Source organism: Nocardia sp. NPDC005998 (assembly GCF_040614395.1).
Taxonomy (GTDB): Bacteria; Actinomycetota; Actinomycetes; order Mycobacteriales; family Mycobacteriaceae; genus Nocardia.
On the sequence record NZ_JBEXUI010000034.1, the window covers coordinates 68,200 to 90,240 of the forward strand.

At 66.0% G+C, this 22,041-nt stretch carries 15 protein-coding genes; 9 read left to right on the plus strand and 6 right to left on the minus strand.

Features of this window, described 5'->3' with window-relative positions:
- Nucleotides 1-104: 104 nt before the first annotated feature.
- On the plus strand, nt 105-4,517 hold the full coding sequence (gene hrpA, locus ABZ293_RS32490; protein WP_355186934.1) for an ATP-dependent RNA helicase HrpA: 4,413 nt from the start codon (nt 105-107) through the stop codon (nt 4,515-4,517).
- A gap of 168 nt (nt 4,518-4,685) precedes the next feature.
- Nucleotides 4,686-4,910, plus strand: coding sequence for a hypothetical protein (locus tag ABZ293_RS32495; RefSeq protein ID WP_355186936.1), 225 nt, complete (start codon nt 4,686-4,688; stop codon nt 4,908-4,910).
- Nucleotides 4,911-4,919: 9 nt separating this feature from the next.
- Here ABZ293_RS32495 and nrdR read toward each other — a convergent pair whose 3' ends face one another.
- The 3 genes from nrdR to ABZ293_RS32510 form a co-directional block, all read right to left on the minus strand.
- Nucleotides 4,920-5,396 (minus strand): transcriptional regulator NrdR, encoded by a 477-nt coding sequence (gene nrdR / locus ABZ293_RS32500; protein ID WP_063038396.1) that lies wholly within the window; start codon nt 5,394-5,396, stop codon nt 4,920-4,922.
- A 174-nt stretch (nt 5,397-5,570) separates the two neighbouring features.
- The gene (locus tag ABZ293_RS32505; protein WP_355186938.1) at nt 5,571-6,821 is read right to left on the minus strand and encodes a hypothetical protein; all 1,251 of its coding nucleotides are present in this window, start codon (nt 6,819-6,821) and stop codon (nt 5,571-5,573) included.
- A 156-nt stretch (nt 6,822-6,977) separates the two neighbouring features.
- Complete coding sequence (locus ABZ293_RS32510; protein ID WP_355186940.1) at nt 6,978-7,418, minus strand: hypothetical protein; 441 nt, start codon at nt 7,416-7,418, stop codon at nt 6,978-6,980.
- Nucleotides 7,419-7,643: 225 nt separating this feature from the next.
- Here ABZ293_RS32510 and lexA point away from each other — a divergent pair, with 225 nt between their 5' ends.
- Nucleotides 7,644-8,354, plus strand: coding sequence for a transcriptional repressor LexA (gene lexA, locus ABZ293_RS32515; protein WP_355186942.1), 711 nt, complete (start codon nt 7,644-7,646; stop codon nt 8,352-8,354).
- Between the two features lie 49 nt (nt 8,355-8,403).
- Here the strand turns inward: lexA and ABZ293_RS32520 are convergent, their stop codons facing one another.
- Nucleotides 8,404-9,693 carry a DUF445 domain-containing protein gene (locus ABZ293_RS32520; RefSeq protein ID WP_355186944.1) on the minus strand — a complete coding sequence of 430 codons (1,290 nt, stop codon included), beginning with the start codon at nt 9,691-9,693 and terminating at the stop codon, nt 8,404-8,406.
- A gap of 212 nt (nt 9,694-9,905) precedes the next feature.
- Nucleotides 9,906-11,543: a carboxylesterase family protein gene (locus tag ABZ293_RS32525; protein WP_355186946.1), complete on the minus strand. Its 1,638-nt coding sequence runs from the start codon at nt 11,541-11,543 to the stop codon at nt 9,906-9,908.
- Between the two features lie 152 nt (nt 11,544-11,695).
- Between ABZ293_RS32525 and ABZ293_RS32530 the strand changes: the two genes are divergently transcribed.
- The 5 genes from ABZ293_RS32530 to ABZ293_RS32550 are packed head-to-tail and all read left to right on the plus strand — an operon-like array spanning nt 11,696 to nt 16,961.
- Entirely contained in the window at nt 11,696-13,039 is a 1,344-nt protein-coding gene (locus ABZ293_RS32530; protein ID WP_355186948.1) for a cytochrome P450, read from the plus strand.
- Nucleotides 13,036-13,935, plus strand: a complete 900-nt coding sequence (locus tag ABZ293_RS32535) for an alpha/beta hydrolase (RefSeq protein WP_355186950.1) — start codon at nt 13,036-13,038, stop codon at nt 13,933-13,935. The genes ABZ293_RS32530 and ABZ293_RS32535 overlap by 4 nt, the downstream gene beginning before the upstream one ends.
- Nucleotides 13,919-14,776, plus strand: a complete 858-nt coding sequence (locus ABZ293_RS32540) for an SDR family NAD(P)-dependent oxidoreductase (RefSeq protein WP_355186952.1) — start codon at nt 13,919-13,921, stop codon at nt 14,774-14,776. The genes ABZ293_RS32535 and ABZ293_RS32540 overlap by 17 nt, the downstream gene beginning before the upstream one ends.
- The gene (locus ABZ293_RS32545) at nt 14,773-16,296 is read left to right on the plus strand and encodes an NAD(P)/FAD-dependent oxidoreductase (protein ID WP_355186954.1); all 1,524 of its coding nucleotides are present in this window, start codon (nt 14,773-14,775) and stop codon (nt 16,294-16,296) included. Before ABZ293_RS32540 ends, ABZ293_RS32545 begins: the two co-directional genes overlap by 4 nt.
- A gap of 35 nt (nt 16,297-16,331) precedes the next feature.
- A complete protein-coding gene (locus tag ABZ293_RS32550; protein ID WP_355186956.1) occupies nt 16,332-16,961 on the plus strand; it encodes a TetR/AcrR family transcriptional regulator in 630 nt (209 codons plus the stop codon).
- On the opposite strand, the gene ABZ293_RS32555 is transcribed toward ABZ293_RS32550, so the two are convergent.
- On the minus strand, nt 16,958-17,623 hold the full coding sequence (locus tag ABZ293_RS32555) for a methyltransferase domain-containing protein (RefSeq protein WP_355186958.1): 666 nt from the start codon (nt 17,621-17,623) through the stop codon (nt 16,958-16,960). The two genes, ABZ293_RS32550 and ABZ293_RS32555, sit on opposite strands and share 4 nt — an antisense overlap.
- Nucleotides 17,624-18,199: 576 nt before the next feature.
- On the opposite strand from ABZ293_RS32555, the gene ABZ293_RS32560 reads away from it, so the two are divergent.
- The coding region (locus tag ABZ293_RS32560; RefSeq protein WP_355186960.1) for an amino acid adenylation domain-containing protein at nt 18,200-22,041 on the plus strand (3,842 nt) is incomplete at its 3' end.

A 22,041-nucleotide genomic window follows, 5' to 3' on the forward strand; every position in this document is an offset into this window, starting at 1 on the left:
GCCGGTCGACAAACGTCGTCACCACCCTGATCGCGGGTGTGCGCACCGGATGCTCACGCCCGCCTCGGATTCGACTCGCCGGTTTCGCTACCCTGGTGAACGCAATGACCAGGACAACCGACGCGAATCTCCGCGAGCTCCGGACCCGCCTGGCCGCCGTAACGCTCCGCGATGAACACCGGTTGCGCCGAAGCCTGGACCGGGCCCGCGGCGGCGATCTCACCGGTATCGCGGCCGAGATCGCGGCGGCCGAGCAGCGCGTCGAGGCTCGCCGCGCCGCGGTACCCAAAATTCGCTATCCCGAGCAGCTACCCGTCTCCGCGCGCCGCGAAGATATCGCCAAGGCGATCATGGAGAACCAGGTCGTGATCGTGGCGGGCGAGACCGGATCGGGTAAGACCACTCAGATTCCGAAGATCTGCCTGGAACTCGGCCGGGGCATTCGCGGCACCATCGGACATACCCAGCCGCGTCGGCTGGCCGCGCGCACCGTCGCCGAGCGCATCGCCGAGGAGTTGGACACCGAACTCGGCGACGTCGTCGGCTATACGGTGCGCTTCACCGATCAAGCCTCCGATCGCACGCTCATCAAGCTGATGACCGACGGCATCCTGCTCGCCGAAATCCAGCGCGACCGGCTGCTGCGCCGCTACGACACGATCATTATCGATGAGGCACACGAGCGCAGCCTCAATATCGACTTCCTGCTCGGCTATCTGAAGCAATTGCTGCCGCGCCGACCGGATCTCAAGGTGATCATCACCTCGGCGACCATCGATCCGGAGTTGTTCGCGCGGCACTTTGCGAAGCAAACAGACGACTCGAGCGCGAAGCAAACAGACGACTCGAGCGCGAAGCAAACAGACGACTCGAGCGCGAAGCAAACAGACAACCCGAGCGCGGACGAATCGAGTGCTCCCGCACCGATTGTCGAGGTTTCCGGCCGATCGTATCCGGTGCAGATCCGCTACCGGCCGCTGGCGCTGGAACTACCCGGCAGCGCCGATGAAGACGACGAGGACACCCGGATCGTGGATCGCGACCCGGTCGATGCCATCGGCGACGCGGTACGCGAATTGTTCGCCGCGGGCGACGGCGATGTGCTGGTGTTCCTATCCGGCGAACGAGAGATCCGCGATACCGCGGATGCGTTGCGCGACTTGAAGATTCCGCGCACCGAGATCCTGCCGCTGTACGCGCGCCTGTCGACCGCCGAGCAGCATCGGGTATTCGCCCCGCATACCGGTCGACGAGTCGTCTTGGCCACCAACGTCGCCGAGACCTCGCTGACCGTCCCCGGTATCCGGTACGTCGTCGACCCGGGTACCGCGCGCATCTCCCGCTACTCGATGCGCACCAAGGTGCAGCGCCTACCCATCGAAGAGGTTTCCCAGGCCTCGGCCCGCCAGCGCGCCGGACGCTGCGGCCGGGTCGCCGACGGCATCTGCATCCGGCTGTACTCCGAGGACGATTTCGAATCCCGGCCCGCCTTTACCGAACCGGAGATCCTGCGGACCAATCTGGCCGCCGTCATCCTGCAGATGACCGCACTCGGCCTCGGCGATATCGAGAAGTTCCCGTTCGTGGAGGCGCCGGATCGCAGGGCGATCCGAGACGGTATCGCACTGCTGGAGGAGTTGGGCGCACTCGCGCCACGCGCCACCGCAGCACCCGCGCGGCGCGCCGCCGAACCGGATGTTATCGAGAAGACGAACACCAGCACCACTCCGGAACGGCGCGGCGCCGATAGCGTTGCGGGCAAACAGATCCGAGCTGACGAATCCACCGACACACGCTCCGATGCGACGCTGACACTCACTCCCACCGGTCGCGAGATGGCGCAACTGCCGGTCGATCCCCGCATGGCACGGATGCTCGTCGAGGCGCAGCGCAATGGCTGTCTGGCCGATGTGCTGATCATTGTGGCTGCGCTGTCCATTCAGGATGTGCGCGAGCGGCCCGCGGACCAGCAGCAGGCCGCCGATACCAAACATGCGAGGTTCGTGGTCGAGGGCTCGGATTTCCTGGCCTACCTACGGTTGTGGGAGTACCTGAACGAGCAACGTAAGTCGCTGTCGTCCAATCAGTTCCGGCGCATGTGCCGCGAGGAGTTCCTGCACTACCTGCGAATCCGGGAGTGGCAGGATCTGCACGGGCAGTTGCGGACCATCACGCGGGGGCTCGGGTGGTCGACCCACGACGGTTCGAATGGCGACGAAACCGGTTCGCGCCGTGGACGATCCGGCGGGTCGGACAGTTCCGCCCCAGCTCGGGCCAGCGGCGGAGACTCCAGCGGTGGACGGGGCGGGACCGACTCGTCTGCTGCGAACTCATCCGGCACTGGCGCGAACCGTCGTCGCGGTCGCGCACGCGCTGGCGCGGCGTCGGCAGTGCAGGCGGCCCGAGGCGGACGTGTCGCCGAGCCCGCACCGCAGGCAGCGCCGCTCGAAAACGATGGCACCCCATGGGATTCGACCGCAATCCACCAGGCATTGCTGGCAGGCATGCTCTCCCATATCGGCGTCCGCGAGGCCGAATCGCGCGAATTCCTCGGCGCGCGCAATGCCAAGTTCATGATCTTCCCCGGCTCCTCCCTGGCGAAGAAGCCGCCCCGCTGGGTGATGGCCGCCGAACTCGTCGAAACCTCGCGGCTCTGGGGCCGGATGGCGGCGCGGGTGGAACCCGAATGGGCCGAGCGCCTCGCCGGTGATCTGGTGAAACGCACCTACTCCGAACCGCATTGGTCGTCCAAGCGCGGTGCGGCGCGAGCTTATGAGCGGGTCACGCTGTACGGCGTTCCGCTGGTCGTCAGCCGCGCCGTCGATTACGGCCGTATCGATCCGGAGCTGTCGCGTGAACTGTTCATCCGGCATGCGCTGGTACAGGGTGAATGGCAGACCCGGCACGAGTTCTTCCACCGCAATCGCGAACTCCTCGACGACGTTGCCGATCTGGAGCACCGCGCCCGCCGCCGCGACATTCTCGTCGATGACGAGGTGCTCTTCGAGTTCTACGACAAGCGCCTACCCGCCGATATCGTCTCGGTGCGCCATTTCGACAGCTGGTGGCGCAACGCCAAGCGCAAAGATCCTGCGCTGCTGGACTTCTCGACCGAGACCGTGGTCAATGAGGCGGCCGCGGTCCTGGATCCGACCGATTTCCCGGATGCCTGGCGCCAGGGCGAGCTGAGCTTCCCGCTCACCTACCAATTCGAGCCCGGCAACGACGATGACGGCGTCACGGTGCGGATACCGGTCGAACAGCTGGCGCATGTGCGCGCCGTCGGCTTCGACTGGCTGGTCCCGGGCATGCGCGAAGAGCTGGCCACCACACTGATCAAGACACTGCCGAAGGCATTGCGCCGCACCGTCGTTCCCGCACCGGACTTCGCCGCGGCCGCACTCGCCGCACTCACCCCGCGCGCCGAACCCCTGCGCACCGGCCTGGCGCGGGAACTGTCGCGCCTCGGTTCGGTCACCATCGCGGCGAGCGATCTCGACCCCGCCGCGCTGCCCGACCATCTGCGCATGACCTTCGCCGCGATCGATGCCTCCGGCACGACAATCGCCCGAGGCAAGAACCTGGCTCAGCTGAAAACCCAACTGTCCGAACAGGTTTCCGCCTCGGTCGCCCGCGCGACCGCGGGTGCCGAGCGTGCCCCCGCCACGGTGTGGACCTCGGAATCGCTCGGGACGGTCGCACCGACGGTGCGCAGCGAGGTCGCCGGACAGACGGTCACCGGTTATCCGGCACTGGTGCCCGAGGGCGAAGGTGTCGCGGTCCGGGTGCTCAGCTCGCCCGCCGAACAGGCCGCCGCCATGCGAGCAGGCACGCGCACCCTGGTGCTGGCCGCCATGCCGACCTCGGTCCGTACCGTCACCGCGAGTCTGCGGCCGCAGGATCGGCTGGCGCTGAGCCAGAATCCGTACGGTTCGCTCGACCTACTCATCGAGGACTGCCGCGCCGCCGCCGCTGACGAACTGATCGCCGCCGCCGGTGGCCCGGTGCGCAGTCCGGACCAATTCGATGCCCTGGTCGCGCGGATCCGCCCCGAATTCGTCTCCGCCGTTGCCCGCACCGTGCGCCTCGTGGTGCCGATTCTGGCCGGGGCACACCAGGTTTCGTCCATCCTCGCGGAAACTTCCGAACGCGATATCGCCGACGATGTCCGCCACCAACTCGACGACCTCGTCTTCCCCGGATTCATTTCGGAATGGGGCGGCACGCGTCTGCGCGAACTCCCCCGCTACCTCCAGGCCGCGCGCATCCGCCTCGAATCACTGCCCGGATCCGCCGTCCGCGACCGCCAGGGCATGGTCGAGATCGACCGCGCCCTCACCGCCTACGACCGCCTCGTCAACGCCCTGCCCGACACTCGCAAAGACGCCCCCGACGTCACCGAGATCTGGTGGATGATCGAGGAATTCCGGGTGAGCCTCTTCGCCCAGAAATTGGGCACACCCTACCCGGTCTCCACCAAGCGCATCGAAAGGGCGATCACGGCCATCCGCCGCTGACGCCCGCCGGGACTCCCGGTAGTTCTGGGGGCGCGACGAGGTGCAGATACGCGGCTACTGTCGCCGGACATGGTGGCGTGCAGGAGCATTGCGGCCACTGACCACATCCGCCGCGCGCCGGAAGCCGCCTCGGCAGTCCGGCGCGAATTCTCGAAAGAAGAGTTCGCTATGCGGAAATCCCTCGCAGTGATCGTCGCCGTATGTGCCGTCGCGCTCGCCCCGGTGGTGGCCGCTCCGGCGGAGCCGGTGACACCGCAGCCAGCGCCGGTCCGCGCCGATAACGACCTGCTGCGACAACTGGTCCGACTGCTCGACACCGGATCGGTCACCATCTGCCCCGGGCAGGCGATGGGCAGCTTCGGCTGCTCCTGCCCGCCGGGCATCTGCCTATGACCGGGGTGGTCAGTCCGCGCTGGCCGCGACGGTGGCTTCCTCGCGATGTTTGCGCAGGTCGGCGATTTCGCGTTCGAAGTCGTCGGCCGAGGTGAAGGAGCGGTAGACCGAGGCGAAGCGCAGGTAGGCCACCTCGTCCAGATCGCGCAGCGGGCCGAGGATGGCTAGGCCGACCTCGTGGCTGGGGACCTCGGGGGAACCCTTGGCGCGCACCGCGTCCTCCACCTGCTGGGCCAGCAGGTTCAGGGCGTCCTCGGCGACCTCGCGGCCCTGGCAGGCGCGGCGCACACCGCGGATGACCTTTTCCCGGCTGAACGGTTCGGTGACACCGCTGCGCTTGACCACCGATAGGATCGCGGTCTCGACCGTGGTGAATCGTCTCCCACACTGCGGGCAGGAGCGCCGACGGCGGATGGCCGCGCCTTCCTCGGCCTCACGCGAGTCGACGACCCGCGAGTCGGGGTGTCGGCAGTAGGGGCAATGCATCCGAGAGATCCTTCGTCGATGCGCGCGCCCGCGTCCGAATCGGCTCCGGTTCGGCGTTCCGATCCGGCGAGCACGTGTACAGGGGTCTAGACCTATACGTCCATATCGGTTCCAGGATACCCGGGACGGGTCACCAGGCGTCTCACCCGTCCCACCTATCCCGCGCGCGGGCAGTTATCCGAGCTGCCACTGGGTGGTGAGATCGGTGATCAGTTCCGGGATGCGCGCGATCATCCGGCCGTGCGCGAGCTTGTTCCAGAAGGATTCACCGAGTACGACCTCGGCGAAGGGCCGGTTGCTCTCCATATCGATATGGCGCGGCGCCAGGTCGCCCATGATGTAGGTCCAGCGGGTATCGCGGTCGGCCCAGTTGAAGTCCGGCAGCGGGGTGCGCAGCGATACCGTGCGACCGGCGATATCTGCGCTGACGGTCGTGGGCGCGAAGACGCCGGGGGCGCGGACACCGGGAACGGCGGGCTTACCTGCCACGGTGCTCACATAGGTCAGCACCCGGCCCATCGTGCCGCGGCCCGCCGAGGTCAGGTCCCATTGGTCGGCGATGACGCGGTTCTGCTCGCGATCGGTCATGCGGATCAGCGCATCGATATTGCCGCTCTGCGTGTGGGAATCGATCGACCGCCATGCCGTGCGAATATCGGCATCGATCACCCCTGCGGCATACATTTCGTCGATTCCGGCCATACCCAGCGCCGCGTAGGCCTCGTGCATCGGGACCAGGTCGGTAAAGATGTGCTTCTGCATGATCATCAGCCGGGTCTGGTACCAGGTGACGTCGTCGGCGCTCAGCCGTGAACCCTCGGTGGCCAGCAGCCGGATATCGGCGGGCACCTCGGCCACCAATTCCGGTGGGGTGCCACGCAACAGATCGGCGACCACATCGCCGAGTTGGTGGATGCTCGGCACATCGAGCACCACGCCGATATCGCGGAGGTCGAAGAAGCCCGAGGCGAAGGAGCCGCCCGCGATCCCGGCCAGCCCCGCCCACCAATAGTCCTGATGCTGATTCGCCAGCCGGAAGTAGTTGACGTAGACCTGGCTGAAGGTGCGCTGGTTGGCGCGCACACCGAGCGCCGGATCCCAGGCCGCGAGGTCGATATCGGCATTGCGGGTCGAGACCACCAGCCAATACTGGTGCAGCAGCGTGCCGTAGCGGCTCGGCGGCACCCCGTCGACCCTGGCCTGGTCGAGCGCGTCGCGCAGTGTCGACTCATCCAGTGGCAGTGCCGGATTCAGGCCACCACCGCCCGCGCCGTCGCCATTGACCGCGGGTAGATCCAGATATGCCTGGTAGGCGGACGCCGCGTGCGCGGCCGGAATCATGGTGAGGCCGAAGACAAGACAGCTGAGCAGCCCGGCGATTCGGGCGAGAATACGGACAGCGTGTTCGGCGGTGCGGCGATGCATCATTGCGTGGTGTCCCGAAATCGTTCGTCGGCATAGTTGCCGAGATCACGTTTTCAGGCACAGTAACAACATGTTCTAGTTTGCAATCGACAATTTCGGCCACCCTTCGTGGCGGATCGGCCGGTCACCATCCGCCACACCGACTTTCGATGAGCGCTATCGCGGCAGACCGATTCCGGCACCGTCCGGAACTGATTGCTGTTCGACCACGGCGGGCACCGGCGCCGGGGTCTCACCACCGAAAGTCCCGGCACGCCAATGCGCCAACCCGATCAGCGCCGTCACCACCAGCGCGCTCAATAGCGAGGCCACCGCGAGCACCGCGAAGCCGACCTGCGCCTGTTCCACCCGTTCCATCGGATGCGGCACCCGCGCCCGTCGCAGCGCGGGCGTTCGAACCGGACCGCGATCGTAGAGCGCCACCACACCGCCGGGCCTGCTGCCGCGCGGCCGCCGGTCCACCCCGGCCCGCGCGGCATCGAGGGCGCGTACGCCGCCACGATGCGGGCGCCGGGTGCGCGGAACGGAATCGAAACCGAGGTCGATGCCGGACTCGGTTTCCAGGTCGGTGCTCGGGGCGCTGATCGCAGTGCTCATCGGACAAACCTCCGTGACGGGGTGTTGGTGGGTGCTCAGGTATGTCGCGAGACGATGGGAGTCGCTATTCGATCAAGTGTTCGAAGAACTCGTGTTCGATTTCTACCACGCTCCACCGACAAAGTCAGCAGAAAACGCCGACATGCCTCGAACAGATGTTTGATACATCGGCGTGACCGGACTAGATTCGGTAGACGAAATCCATCACACGAAAGGGCGGTTGCGGTGAGCCACACAGACGACACGGGCGACGAGAGCGGAGTTGGCACCGACCCGTCCGGTACCGGGGCGGATCTCACCGTGCGTCAACGCAAGGTCCTCGAGGTCATCCGCACCTCGGTGAGCGAGCGCGGCTATCCGCCGAGCATCCGCGAGATCGGCGACGCGGTCGGACTCACCTCCACCTCCTCGGTCGCCCATCAGTTGCGCTCCCTCGAGCGCAAGGGCTATTTACGCCGCGACCCGAATCGGCCACGGGCCGTGGATGTTCGCGGCCTCGACGAGGCGGTCCGCGCGGTGACCAGCCTGCCGACCGCCGAGGACGTCGAAACCGGTCGGCCCGTCCCGACCTTCGTGCCCGTCCTGGGCCGAATCGCCGCCGGTGGCCCGATCCTGGCCGAGCAGGCGGTGGAGGATGTCTTTCCGCTGCCGCGCGAACTGGTCGGCGACGGATCGCTGTTCCTGCTCAAGGTCGTCGGTGAATCAATGGTGGACGCCGCGATCTGCGATGGCGACTGGGTGGTCGTGCGCCAGCAGAATGTCGCCGACAACGGCGATATCGTGGCCGCGATGATCGAGGGTGAGGCGACGGTGAAGACGTTCAAACGCACCGGCAAGGATGTCTGGCTGATGCCGCACAATCCGCTCTTCGAGCCGATCCCGGGTAATGACGCGCAGATCCTCGGCAAGGTCGTCACGGTCATCCGAAAGATCTGAGAATCGTTGGGTTGCGCGGGCCATCGGTCCGCGCAACCGACGTTCGGCGTCAGTGCAGGAACAGCCCCAGCGGCCACGCCCAGTGATCGAGTGTGATCCGCTCGATGAGCAGAATCTGCAACTCCCCGACGACCCCGCCGAGTACCGCGCCGACCGCGATCGCCGTCGGCTCATCCTCCTTCACTGCGGGCCGCAGCAGATTCTCGAACTGCGCGGGTGAGAGCTCGTCCATCCGTTCGATGACGGTGTTCTCGATATCCATGGCCTGCATCGTGTAGGCGTGCGCGTGCTGGGTGGTGGCCTCGGCGTAGGCGAAAACCCGTTCGGCCGCCGTCGCTTTCAGCTCCCGCCACCGGTCGGTGCCAACGGTCAGGGTGACCAGTGGTTTGGCCAGGCTCGGCGCGGCGTCCGCGGCCCGGTCGACATATTTGGCTGCCAGTTCGAATACCCGGTCCGCCGCGGGCCCCTTCAGGATGGCGTCGACGATCTTGTCCGGCGTGAGCAGTTCGGCTGCGATCAGATGCGCGTACTGCGGAATCAGTTCGTGCCGGTTCTTCGCGAAGAGTCCGTGCCAGGTGAAGATTCCGAAGTACCGCTTGGGCTCGTGCGGGCGGAACAGCATCTGCAGCCCGATGTAGTCGGTGATCCACCCGTTCACGAACCCGAATACCGGCATCAGCCACGGCTCGCGGAACATCGCCCACATGATCGCCTGTCCGACGCCGATGAGCAGCCCGAACCAGAAGCCGATCTTCGGAATCATGGTCATCTGCGCCCCGGCGATATCGCGCATCATCCGATTCAGCAGCGCTTTATCCGCGGTCAGATTCGATATGACCATGGCGCGCAGATCGAACAGCCGCACGATATCGCGCTTGGCGTCCTCGATGGCTGCGACCGCGTATTTCGGTGTCTCGGACTGGATCAGCCCGATCACCGCGTGCCGGGTCAGCTCCGGCATCGCCTCCCACAGTCCCGGGTAGTAGTCGATCGCCATGGAGCGCACGACATCGTCGACGGCCCGGCGCATCGGCGCCTCGACCTCGTTGATCAGCCGATCGGCGTCGAGTCGGTCGAAGAGTTCCTGCGGCTGCAGCAGATTCGTGCTGATCATGTCGTAGGCGATGCCCGCCATCTTCTCGGCCTGGCGCGGCAGCATCCCCTGCCAGCCCAATGGAATTCGGCCCAGCCGCACCCCGACGAATTCCAGCGGACGAAACATCATCTCGATGGCGATCAGCTTGGTGAACCACCCGATCCCACCGGCGATGAATGGCATCGACAGATAGATCCACCACCACTGCCGCACATCCGCCACAATCGACGACCACGACTGCACGCCATACCCCACTCTGCATCGAAGATTCGAAGTTTACAGTGTTGTATCACGACGGCAGCGGCGAACTGCACCCCATGACCTCGTATGTCCGCTGAGGCCAACGGGATAGGAACATTTCGAAACTCACGTTCGCGGCAGCGAAGCAGAATGCCAGCGCGCCAATGACATTCAGTCCGGAGATGGCCCGGAATCGAAGGCAGTCCGACCGACGATCAGCGCGGCAGCAGCGTCATCCAGAAGTCGGCTCGATGGTCGGCGGCATAGGTCTCGATGAGGCGGTTTCCACTGGGACGGAAGGACATGACGAGCGGCGCGGCCGGGTCGTAGGCCGGAATCGGTTCGAGGCCAGCCGGATTCGGGCTGGTGTCGATGGCGAATCGAGTCCAGTACCTGCGCATTTCGCTGGCGAGGCGCTGCTGGTCGGGGGTGAGCACGGCACCGTAGACCCAGCTGAGGTCGCGCAGACTCCACAGCGATATCAGTTCGCTGGCATGGAAGGCGCCGAGCGGGAAGATATTCGGCGGGGCGAGCGGCGCCGGATCATCGAAAGAGTAGACGTAGGTGGGGTTGTGGGTGCTCAGCGCGGCGTACTCGACGGTCAGCGCGGTCAGGGTGCGGTCGGTCCAGGCGCGCGAGAGTGCGAGCGCGGGCTGAGGGTAGGCGGCTGCCGGATAGAGCTGCTCGACGCGGTCGAGTTGCTCCGGCGTCAGGTCGGGCATGGCGGCGGCCAGTGCGTCGCGGTATCCGACTGCCGTCAGCGGCTTACCAAGGGGCACACCGTATTTCAGGTACACCCAGAGCGCCATCTCGTCATTGTTCGCACCGACGAGGGTGGGCACTGCGGCCAGGGATCCGTTGCGCAGTGCCGCCTGCGGGCCGGTCGGCAGGAACGATCCACCGTAGACGGTCGCGGCAATGGGATTGCTCGCCAAGGTGTCGACCGGCAGTGCGCGCAGGCAAGCGGCGGTCTCGGGTCCGGTGCAGCCGAGACGTGCGGCATAGGCGTCGCCGTCGGCCGCCGCCGTCGCGACCGGCACGCCGGCCGAGCACGGGCCGCTCTCCCGGATCGCGGCACGGAACAGTCCACGCGAACTCGGCGCGGCCAACTGCGCGCAGACCGACGCGGCGCCCGCGGACTCGCCTGCGAGGGTCACCTGATCCGGGTCACCGCCGAAGGCCGCGATATTGCGCCGCACCCACTGCAACGCGGCCTGCTGGTCCAGATAGCCGTAGTTCCCGGCCCCGGAGCCGTCGTCGAGTGCGGTGGCGGCGAGGAAGCCGAGCGCGCCGAGGCGGTAGTTGATCGTGACCACAATGACGTCACCGTCACCGTGCGTGATCAGCGGAGCGGCACCGTAGATATCGCCGGAGCCGCTGGTGAAACTGCCGCCGTGGATCCAGACCAGCACTGGCAGCGGGCGCCCGTCGGCCGGCCGGCTGCGCGGTGTCGAAACATTGAGGTACAGGCAGTCTTCCGACTTCGTCGGATTCGCCCCCAGCAGACCGAAGACGCTGTTGTCCTGCGGACAACTCGGCCCCGCCACCGCGGCATCGCGCACACCCGGCCACGATGCGGCCGGAGCTGGTGCCCGCCACCGCAGGTCCCCGACCGGCGGGGCCGCATAGGGAATACCCGCGAATAACCGATGATCCGCGGCCAGCACACCGCGGAGCTGACCGGTTTCGATGGTGACGAGGTCGGCGGCGATCGGCTCGGCCGGAGCCGGTGCCACACCGCTGAGCACGAAGACCGACGCCAGGGCCGCGAACCAGCCGCGAGCCACCGGTCGATCGGGCAGGACACGCCTACCGAACCACCCGTCCGCTGTCACCCACCGACGCCTGCGCACGGGCCAACGCTAGTCACCGGCACCGTCCGAGCGGGCGGTAATCCCCGAAAACAAGGCTTCCGACCGCCCGGACAAAAGTGACCCTTGCCACAGTCGGTACGTGGGCGTACCGTGCTGATGGTACGCAGATGTACCACGCTGGGAGGTGCCGCATGACCACGGTGAAATTGCCCGACGGACCGACTACTCCGGCTCTGTTTCAGGCCGTGGAGGTGATAGCGGGCCGTACCCGCGCCTGGCGCAGACTGCACGATCGCTATGGCTCGGCATTCACCGTCTACCTACCCAGGTTCGGCCGGATGGTGGTGCTATCCGATCCGGCCGAGGTGAAGGCGCTGTTCACCGCGAGCTCCGATATCGCCGACAATGTCGATGTCAATCTCGGCCAGTTCCTCGGTCCCGGCTCGCTGTTCTCACTGCAGGGCGCCGAACATCGCAAGCAGCGCAAACTGCTCACCCCGCCGTTCCACGGCCGCCGTCTCGCCGTATACGAGGCGCTGATCGAGGAGGAGACGGTCCGCGAACTGGCGACCTGGCCGCAGGGCCAGGAGTTCGCCACGATGGATTCGATGATGCGGATCACCCTGAATGTGATCCTGCGTGCCGTATTCGGCGCCGAGGGCAGGGAATTCGACGAGTTGCGCGAATTGCTGCCCAAACTGGTGCTGGTCGGCTCGGCACTGGCCGCGCTGCCGGTGCCACGAAAGTTCCTGGGGCGCTTCGGACCTTGGGCCCGCTTCACCGCGCACCGCCGCCACTACGACGAAATCGTCGGCCGCCTCATCGACCGCGCCGCCGCCGACGAACACCTCGCCGACCGCGACGACGTGCTCGCAATGATGCTGCAGGCCCGCTACGACGACGGCACCGCGATGACCCACAGCGAAATCGCCGACGAACTGCTGACCCTGCTCACCGCGGGGCACGAGACCACCGCGACCACACTCTCCTGGACCATCGAGCGGTTGCGCCGCCACCCGGAAGTGCTGGCCCGCTTGGTCGCCGAGGTGGACGAGGGTGGTTCGGCACTGCGCGAGGCCACCCTGCTCGAGGTGCAGCGAGTCCGGCCGGTGATCGATGCGACGGCCCGCAAGATCCGTGCGGAGTCCATGCAGCTGGGGCGGTGGACGCTGCCCAAGGGACAGAATGTGCTGGTCTCCATCCGGCTCGTGCACGATAACGAGGAGCTGTTCCCCAACGCCCGCGCCTTCGACCCGGACCGCTTCGTCGGGGTCCGGCCCGGCACCTTCAGCTGGATCCCGTTCGGCGGCGGCGCGCGGCGTTGCATCGGCGCGGCATTCGCCACCATGGAGATGAATGTCGTATTGCGCACGCTGCTCAGGGATTTCACGCTCGCACCGACCGATGCGCCGGACGAGCGGACACACTTCCGCGGTGTCGCGCTAGTGCCCGCCAAGAAGGGCCGCGCCGTGGTGTACCGCCGCGCGTCCGTGCCGACCGCCATCGCGGCGCGCACCGAGCAGGTGACGGCGTGACCGAACAATTCGCCGATGTGGGCCGCGGGGTCACCCTCGCCTACGAGCGCCTCGGCAGCGGCGGCACGCCACTGCTGCTCATCGCGGGGCTCGGTCAGCAACTGCACGATTGGCCCGACGGATTGTGCGATCTGCTCGTCGCACGCGGCTATGACGTCATCCGATTCGACAATCGCGATGTCGGCAAGTCGACGCACTTCGGCTTCTCGCCACCGGGTCCGCTCGATTTCCTCCGAAAGCGCTGGCACACAGAGCAATACGATCTCAACGATATGGCCGCCGATACGGTAGGTCTGATCGATGCGCTCGAGCTGGGCTCGGTCCATCTGGTCGGCATGTCACTCGGCGGGATGATCGCGCAGACCGTCGCCGCCCGCTATCCGGACCGCGTCGCCTCGCTGACCTCGATCATGTCGACCACGGGTGCGGCAAGGGTGGGACGACCGGCCCTGTCGACCTGGCGGCTGATGTTCGGCCGACCGGCACGCAACCGCACCGAGCACATCGATCGCTCGGTGCGCATGTATCGGCACATCCGCTCGCACGGCTATCCGTTCGACGAATCCGCGGTGCGCAACGCCGCGGCGACGACCTGGGATCGCGATCCGCATCCAGCGCCAGGGGTTGGCCGTCAACTGGCGGGCATCCTCAAATCCGGTGACCGGACAACCCAACTCGGCACTGTCGTCGCCCCTACCCTGATCCTGCACGGTGACCGCGACCTGATGGTGAACCCGACCGGCGGCACGGTCACCGCGCGCGCCATTACCGGCGCGCGCCTGCACACCCTGCCCGGCATGGGCCACGATCTGCCCGTCGGCGTCCGGCCGACGCTCAGCGACCTCATCGACACCCATATTCGCACCGCCAGGAGCACCGATGCCCCGCACCGCTAGGCCGCTGTCCGGCCGTCCCGCCATGATCACCGGCGCCGCCTCCGGCATCGGCCGCAGTCTCGCCCAATTGCTTTCCCGCCGTGGGTCACCGGTGGCGATCGCCGATATCGATGCGACCGGATTGAAGCAGACGGCCTCGTCGCTGCCTGGTCCGGTGCTGACTCGGGTCCTCGATGTGCGCGATGCCGCCGATCAATTGGCCTTCGCCGCAGAGGTGCGCGAATGGCTGACCGAGCCGCTGGCGGCGGTATTCAATAATGCCGGTGTCGCGGTGTCATCGTCGGTGCTCGACGCGGTACCCGAAGACGATGAATGGCTGCGGCAGATCAACTTCGATGGTGTCGTCAATGGCACCCGCGCATTTCTGCCCATTCTGGTCGAACAGGATCAGGGCGTCATCGTGAATACCTCGAGCGTATTCGGATTGGTCGGCATGCCATACCAAAGTGCCTATTGTTCAGCGAAATTCGCGGTGCGCGGCTTCACCGATGCATTGCGCCAAGAGCTTCGGGGCACCGGAGTATCCGCGGTGAATGTGCATCCGGGCGGAATCACCACCAATATCGCGCGCAATGCCAGGGTCCGCAAGGATCCCGAGGGCCGCGGTCGCTCGCACGAACAGATGGCGGCCGAATTCGAAGCGCTCACCTTGACGTCACCGGATAAGGCGGCCGAAATCATCTGTCGCGGAGTGGAACGCGGGAAGTCCCGCATCCTGGTCGGGCCGGACGCCTACATATTCGACGCACTCGCACGCGTGACCCCGACCCACTACTACGACATATTCACGGTGCTGGAGCGGCGGCTGCGCGCCCGGGCCGAGGTGGGAGCGACGGCATGAGGAATTCGATGAGGGGTCCCGGCCCGGCGGCGGGTCGGCCCGAGCATTTCGATGTGCTGATCGTCGGCGCCGGCCTCTCGGGCATCGGTGCGGCACACCATCTGCAGACCGCGTTTCCGGGGCGCAGCTACGCAATTCTGGAGGCGCGCACGACAATCGGGGGCACCTGGGATCTGTTCCGCTATCCCGGGGTGCGATCGGATTCCGATATGCACACTCTCGGTTACCGTTTCCGCCCGTGGACGCAGGCCGCAGCCATCGCCGACGGACAGTCGATCCTGGACTACATTCGCGATACCGCAGCCGATGCCGGAATCGATCGGCGAATCCGATTCGGGCACAAGGTCATCGGTGCCTCCTGGTCGACGGCCGAGGCGCGCTGGACGCTGACCGTCGAATGCGACGGCACCACCTCGACGCTCACCTGCGGCTTCCTCTACGCCTGCAGCGGCTACTACCGCTACGACCAGGGCTACACCCCCGACTTCCCCGGAATCGATGATTTCCGAGGGCAACTGGTGCATCCGCAGCAATGGCCCACCGACCTGGACTACGAGGGCAAGCGCGTCGTCGTGATAGGCAGTGGGGCCACGGCGGTGACGCTCGTGCCCGCCATGGCCGAGAAAGCGGCGCAGGTGACCATGCTGCAACGCTCGCCCAGCTACATCATGTCCATACCCACCGAGGACGCGGTGGCCATCCGGCTGCGCGAACGGCTCGGACCACGCCGGGCCTATACGATTACCCGCTGGAAGAACGTGCTCATCAGCACCCTCATCTACCAGCTGAGCCAGCGACGTCCCCGGATGATCCGCAATCTCATCCGCAAGCAGAATGCCGCGCAACTGCCCACCGACTACGAGGTGGACGTCCACTTCAAGCCGACCTACAACCCATGGGATCAACGGCTGTGCCTGGTACCGGACGGGAATCTGTTCGGCGCGATCCGGGCCGGTCGCGCCGCGGTGGTGACCGATCGCATCGACCGGTTCACCGCCGAGGGCCTGCGCTTGAGCTCCGGCGCCGACCTGCCGGCCGATATCGTGGTGACGGCGACCGGTCTGCAATTGCTGGCCTTCGGCGGAATCGAGTTCACCGTCGACGGCCGGACGATCGCACTGCCCGAGACCATGGCCTATAAGGGCATGATGCTCAGCGGTGTCCCCAATTTCGCGTTCACCATCGGCTATACCAATGCGTCCTGGACGTTGAAGGCGGATCTGGTCGGCGAATTCGTCTGCCGACTGCTGCGGCATATGGATGCCAATGGCTACGACCAGTGCGTGCCATGGCCCGATCCGGATATCGAGACGGCACCGCTGTTGGACTTCCAGTCCGGATATGTCCAGCGCTCCATCGACCGGTTCCCGCGGGCGGGTTCGCGGCGACCCTGGCGGTTGGGCATGAACTACGCCCACGATGTGCTCGCACTGCGCCATGGGCGAATCGAGGACGGCACCATCCGATTCGCGAACCGAACCGCACTCGGCGAGCCGGTTCCGGTGCGCGTGAGGTCATGATCGCCGTGGCGGCGGGGCGCACTAACCTGATCGTCGTGACCCGTGCCGAGCCCGCCGCCAGCATCGCCGCCGAGGCCACGCCGGAATCCGCCTTCCGGCGTCGACTTCTCGACGCGATGGCCGACGCCGTGCGCGACCGCGGCTACCGCGAGACGACCGTGGCCGATGTGGTCCGCAACGCGCGCACCTCCCGCCGCACCTTCTACGAACACTTCGACAGCAAACAGGACTGTTTCATCGCGCTGCTGGCCGAGCGCAATAGCGAGACCATCCAGCAGATCTACGATGCGGTCGACGCCAGCGCGCCATGGCGTACCCAGGTCCGGCAGGCCATCGAGGCCTGGATCGGCGCCTCGCAACAGGATCCAACGATCACCCTGGCCTGGATCCGCGACATCCCCGCCCTCGGCGAGGCCGCCCGTCAGGTGCAGCACGACGCGGGCGAGGCCTTTATCAATCTCATCCAAAGCCTCACCGCCACACCAGGGTTCGAGGCCCCCGGACTGCACCCGCTGACCCGTCAGATGGCCACCATCCTCTATGGCGGCTACCGCGAACTCATCGCATCCACCGTGGAGGAGGGCCGGGATATCAACGAGATCATCGACGTCGCCGTCGATACCGCTATCGCCCTCGTCGGCCCCCGCTACGAGCCGCGGCGCTAGTCCTTCACCGCGGTGAACTGGGCCAGCGCGCCATTGCACACCAGTTCCACTTCCCGCAGCCCTGCCGCGGCGATCCAGCTCGACAGATCGGCGGCGGTGCCGGACGGACCGAATACCCCGATCGCCCGCATCACTTGCATATGCAGGTCGAAGCGCCGCCGGACACCGCGCACCACACAACTGCCCACCAGCCGTCCCCCCGGCGCGAGCACCCGTGCGAGCGCGGCGACCGCAGCGGCCGGATCCGGCATGCAGTGCAGGCCAGCGAAGGTCACCACCAGATCGAACTCGCCGGTAGGGAAGGGCAGGTCGACCACGTCCGCACGCACGTAGTCGATACCGGACACCCCGGCACGGTCGGCCGCGCGGCGCGCCGCCGCCAACTGGTCGTCGGAAATGTCGGCCGCCACGTAGCGGATCTGGTGCCCCGGTCGCAGACGGCGCAGTGTCACCCCGCCGCCGACCGGCAGATCCAGTACCGCGGAGCCCTCCGGCAGCTCGTTGACGATGTCCATCGCCGCGTACATCCGGCGGGTGTCGCAGCCCCAGAGCACCTGTCCGGCAGGCCGGGCCACCTGCGGATGATCCAGGACGAAGTCGTACACCGGGGCACCGAGGCTCCCCCATGTTCGGCTCTGCCACACTTCACGGACATCGGGCACGGCTGTCTCCTCTTCGCGCGGTGGGAGTCCAGGCTAGGCCGGTGCTCATCGACGCGCCAAGAGCTACTGGACGCGATCGCCGCCGATCGCGCCGCTCACAGCGCCATAGATGTCGTGGCCCAATGGCGCACATCGCCATGAGATCCGGCGTGGTCCGGGCAGCGACAGCTCACCTACCGCCGCCGCACCAGTGCGGGGTATACCCGGTGGACCGATTCACCAATTTCAGCGACAAACGACATAATCGCAATGCAACTATTATTTGTTAACAACTTGGCGGAATTTATACGGATTTGCACGTCGCAACATTGCGATTTCATCGACTTATATACGCGATGTAAAATCGTCGGAGTCAGGGCTTTTGGTCATGAGATGCAGGGTCGAAGGTCCCTGCGCGGCACAGCGTTTACATTCGGCCAGCTGGTGCATCGCAACGCTCTCGAGGGGGAACCAAGATCACCGACCACCCCCTTCCGAATTCGCCGATAATTTCGCGGTGCGGACCGCTGAAACGGGGGTATACATCCGCGAACTATCCGGCTTAGACTGGCCGTGGTCGGGATAGAGGAAAGTTCAATGACCGTTTCGCCGACACAGCTCCGTCCCGGCCAGGGATCGAGCGGAGATACCGAGCCGGACGCGTCAGTAATAGGGCAGGTGCCGCTGTCTGCCGGGCAGCGGGGGTTATGGCTGGCGCAGAAATTGAGTCCGGATGTGCCGATATCAGAGGCACAGTATGTCGAGTTGCGTGGCGATCTCGACGTCGATCTGCTGCGCGAAGCCTCGATTCGGGCAGGCCGCGAGTTCCAGTCCGGATACCTACGGCTGGTAGAGGTCGACGGCGAGCCGTACCAGGTGTTCGACCCGTCGCTCGAGTCGCCGGCGCCGGTGATAGACGTGCGTGGCGAACCGGATCCCGTCGCGGCTGGCTTGGAGTGGATGCGTCGGGAGTACACCAGGCCGCTCGACATGACGCGGGACCGGTTGTTCGGATCGGCGGTTGTGTGGGTGGGGGACCGGCATTACCTGCTGTACACCCGAATCCACCACGTCGCGATGGACGGCTATGCCGGAATGATGACCCTGAACCGCATAGCGGCGCTGTACACGGCGGCGGTGCAGGGCCGGACGGCGGAGCCGAACCGGGCCGCGGACGTGCGCACGTTATACGAGGCCGACCGCAGCTACCGGGAGTCGAAGCGGTTCGCCGACGACCAGGAATATTGGCTGAACAAGCTCGCCGACGCCGGGGACGTGTCCAGTCTGGTCGATGGGCACGCACCCGCGCGCGCGAACAGTGCGGTTGCAACCGCCGAACTTTCGCCGCTGATGGTGCAGCGGATCGAGCATGCCGCGGAAGTGTGGAACGCGAGCCCGGCCGCGGTGGTGATCGCCGCATTCGGCTGCTATCTGGCGCGGATGACCGGCCGCGACAACGTCATGGTCAATATTCCCGTATCGGGTCGCACGAACGCGGTACTGCGACGGTCCGGCGGGGTCTTCGTCAATGTCGCTCCCCTTCCGCTCATGCTGGATCGGGACGATACCGTGGCGACACTGACGCGGCGGGTGCAGTCCGATCTGGTGGGGGCGTTGCGGCACCAGCGGTGCGGCCTGACCGACATTCGTGCCGCCGCCGGACACCACGGCGGACTGCGGCGTTTCGCCGGCCCGGTGGTGAATGTCATGTTCTTCCACCAGGAGATCCGGTTGGGTTCGGTGACCGGGGAGTTCCATATCCTCAGTTCGGGGCCGGTCGACGATCTGCTGGTCGACCTGTATCAAACCGGGGAGCCGCCGCGGACGATCCTGCACTTGCTGGCCAATCCCAACCTCTATACCGACTCCGAACTCTCGGCGCATTGCACGAGGTTCATGGAGTTTCTCGATGCGTTCGCCGCCGCGCCGGACACTGCGCTCGACCAGGTTCACCCCGAAAGCGCCCGTGACGGCGCCCGGATCAAGCGCCGCCGCGAGAACCTGGCGTTCTGGCGGGCCACGCTCGCGAACCTGCCCGAGGAGCTTCGTCTGCCGGTCGATCGGCCGCGGTCAGCGGTACCGTCGAATCGAGGCGCCACCGCAAGCTACCCCTTGCGTGCCGATCTGGTTCCGGCATTGGAACAATGTGCGCGGCAGCATAGTTCGTCGCTGTTCACGGCGATCCATGGCACGTTGGCGGTACTGCTCGCCCGGTTGAGCGGCACCACCGACATTCCGATCGGTACACCGACCAACGGGCGCGCTACGGCCGCGCTCGACGGTGTCGCCGACTTCGCCGACACCGTGGTGCTGCGGACCGAGATCGATCCCGCTGAATCGTTCACCGAACTACTCGGCCGGATCGAACAAGCCGATGTGGACGCCTTCGAACATGCCGATGTTCCGTTCGAGCAGGTGGTGGACGATCTCGTTCCGCAGCGGCGTCAGTCCCGGCATTCCCTGGTTCAGGTGATGTTGGCGTTGCGGAATCAGGAGCCGGTGGGGTCGGCCCTGTCCGATTTCGAGCCGCCGGTGGTCGACCCGAGCGATCAAACGCCTGGATTCGATCTGCGATTCATCCTGTCGGAAGATCATGACGGCGGCGATATGACCGTCGCGGTCACCTACGCCACCGACCTGTTCGACGCCACGACCATCGATTCTCTTGCCCACCGGTGGATTCGGATACTCGAATCGATAGCCACCGATCCAACCGTTCCGGTCGGGGCGATCGATGTGCTCGAGCCTGCCGAACGAGCCGATCTGCTGACCCGCTCCGGCGCGCCCTCGGCACCGCCGACCACGCTGCCCGATTTGCTGTCGGCAGCAGTCGCGTTCGATCCCGACGCCACCGCGATCGCGTGCGATGGACGACAGCTGAGTTATCGGGAACTGGACGAACGCTCCAACCGGTTGGCGCGGCAGCTCATCCGACGTGGCATCGGACCGGAAGACGTTGTCGCGATCAGCATCCCACGTTCCGCGGAGTCGATGCTCGCGGTCTGGGCCGTCGCGAAATCGGGGGCCGCCTTCCTGCCGATCGACCCGACCTATCCGGCCGAGCGCATCACCCACATGATGACCGATTCGAACGCGGCCATCGGTCTGACCATGCCAGCCGTATGCCCACAATTGCCCGACAATATGGACTGGCTGATATCGGACGAACTCGACACGTCCGGCGAGCAGCCCAACACCGATGATCGTCCGATTACCGACAGCGATCGGGTTCGTCCGTTGCGGATCGACGATATCGCCTACGTCATCTACACCTCCGGATCGACCGGACGACCCAAGGGTGTCGCGGTCACCCACCGCGGACTCGGCAACTGCGCCGCGGAACACCGGGTTGCCATGGGCATCGAATCCGGTTCCCGCACGCTACATCTGGCGTCACCCAGCTTCGATGTATCAGTGCTCGAGTTGCTGCTGCCGTTGGCGGCCGGTGCGGCCATGGTCATCGCACCCAACGACGTCTACGGCGGTGATGAACTCGCCGCACTGCTCGACCGCGAACACATCAGCCACCTCCTCATCACACCTTCAGTACTATCCACCATCGATCACACCCGTTGGCCGCTGCCAGATCTGAAGTATCTGATGGTCGGCGGCGAGGACTACGGCAGCGAATTGGTCGAACGCTGGGGCGGCGACCGCGTCGTGCTCAACGAATACGGGCCAACCGAGACCACCATCTCCGCGACGCTGAGCGCCCCGTTGGCAGTTGGTGAGTTGGTCACGATCGGTAGGCCGATATCCGGTGCCTCGGCATGGGTGTTGGATCAGCGGCTGCAACCGGTTCCGGTTGGGGTGGCCGGTGAGTTGTATGTCGCGGGTGATCTGCTCGCCCGTGGATACCACCACCGAGCAGACGTGACAGCCGAACGATTTGTGGCCTGCCCATGGCTACCCGGCCAACGCATGTACCGCACCGGCGACGTCGTCCGCTGGACCACCAACGGAACCATCCAACACCTGGGCCGCTCCGACTTCCAGGTAAAAATCCGCGGCCTCCGCATCGAACTCGGCGAAGTCGACACCACACTCACCACCCACGAAACCGTCGCTTACGCCACCACCATCGGCCACCACAACGGCACCGGAACCCAAACACTGGTCTCCTATGTCGTCGCCCCACCCGACCACACGATCGACGCCACGACACTGACCGACTACCTGAGCGACCGGTTGCCGTCGTACATGGTGCCTTCCTCGATCATGGTGCTCGACCGTATCCCACTGACGCCGGTGGGCAAACTCGACCGAAAAGCACTACCGAGACCGGTTTTCACCGACACCAAACCGTTCCGAGCACCCCGCACAGCGACCGAACACACGGTCGCGCGAGCGTTCATCGATGTATTGGGTATCGACAGGATCGGTCTCGATGATTCGTTCTTCGCCTTGGGCGGCGACAGTTTGGTCGCGACCCGCGTCGC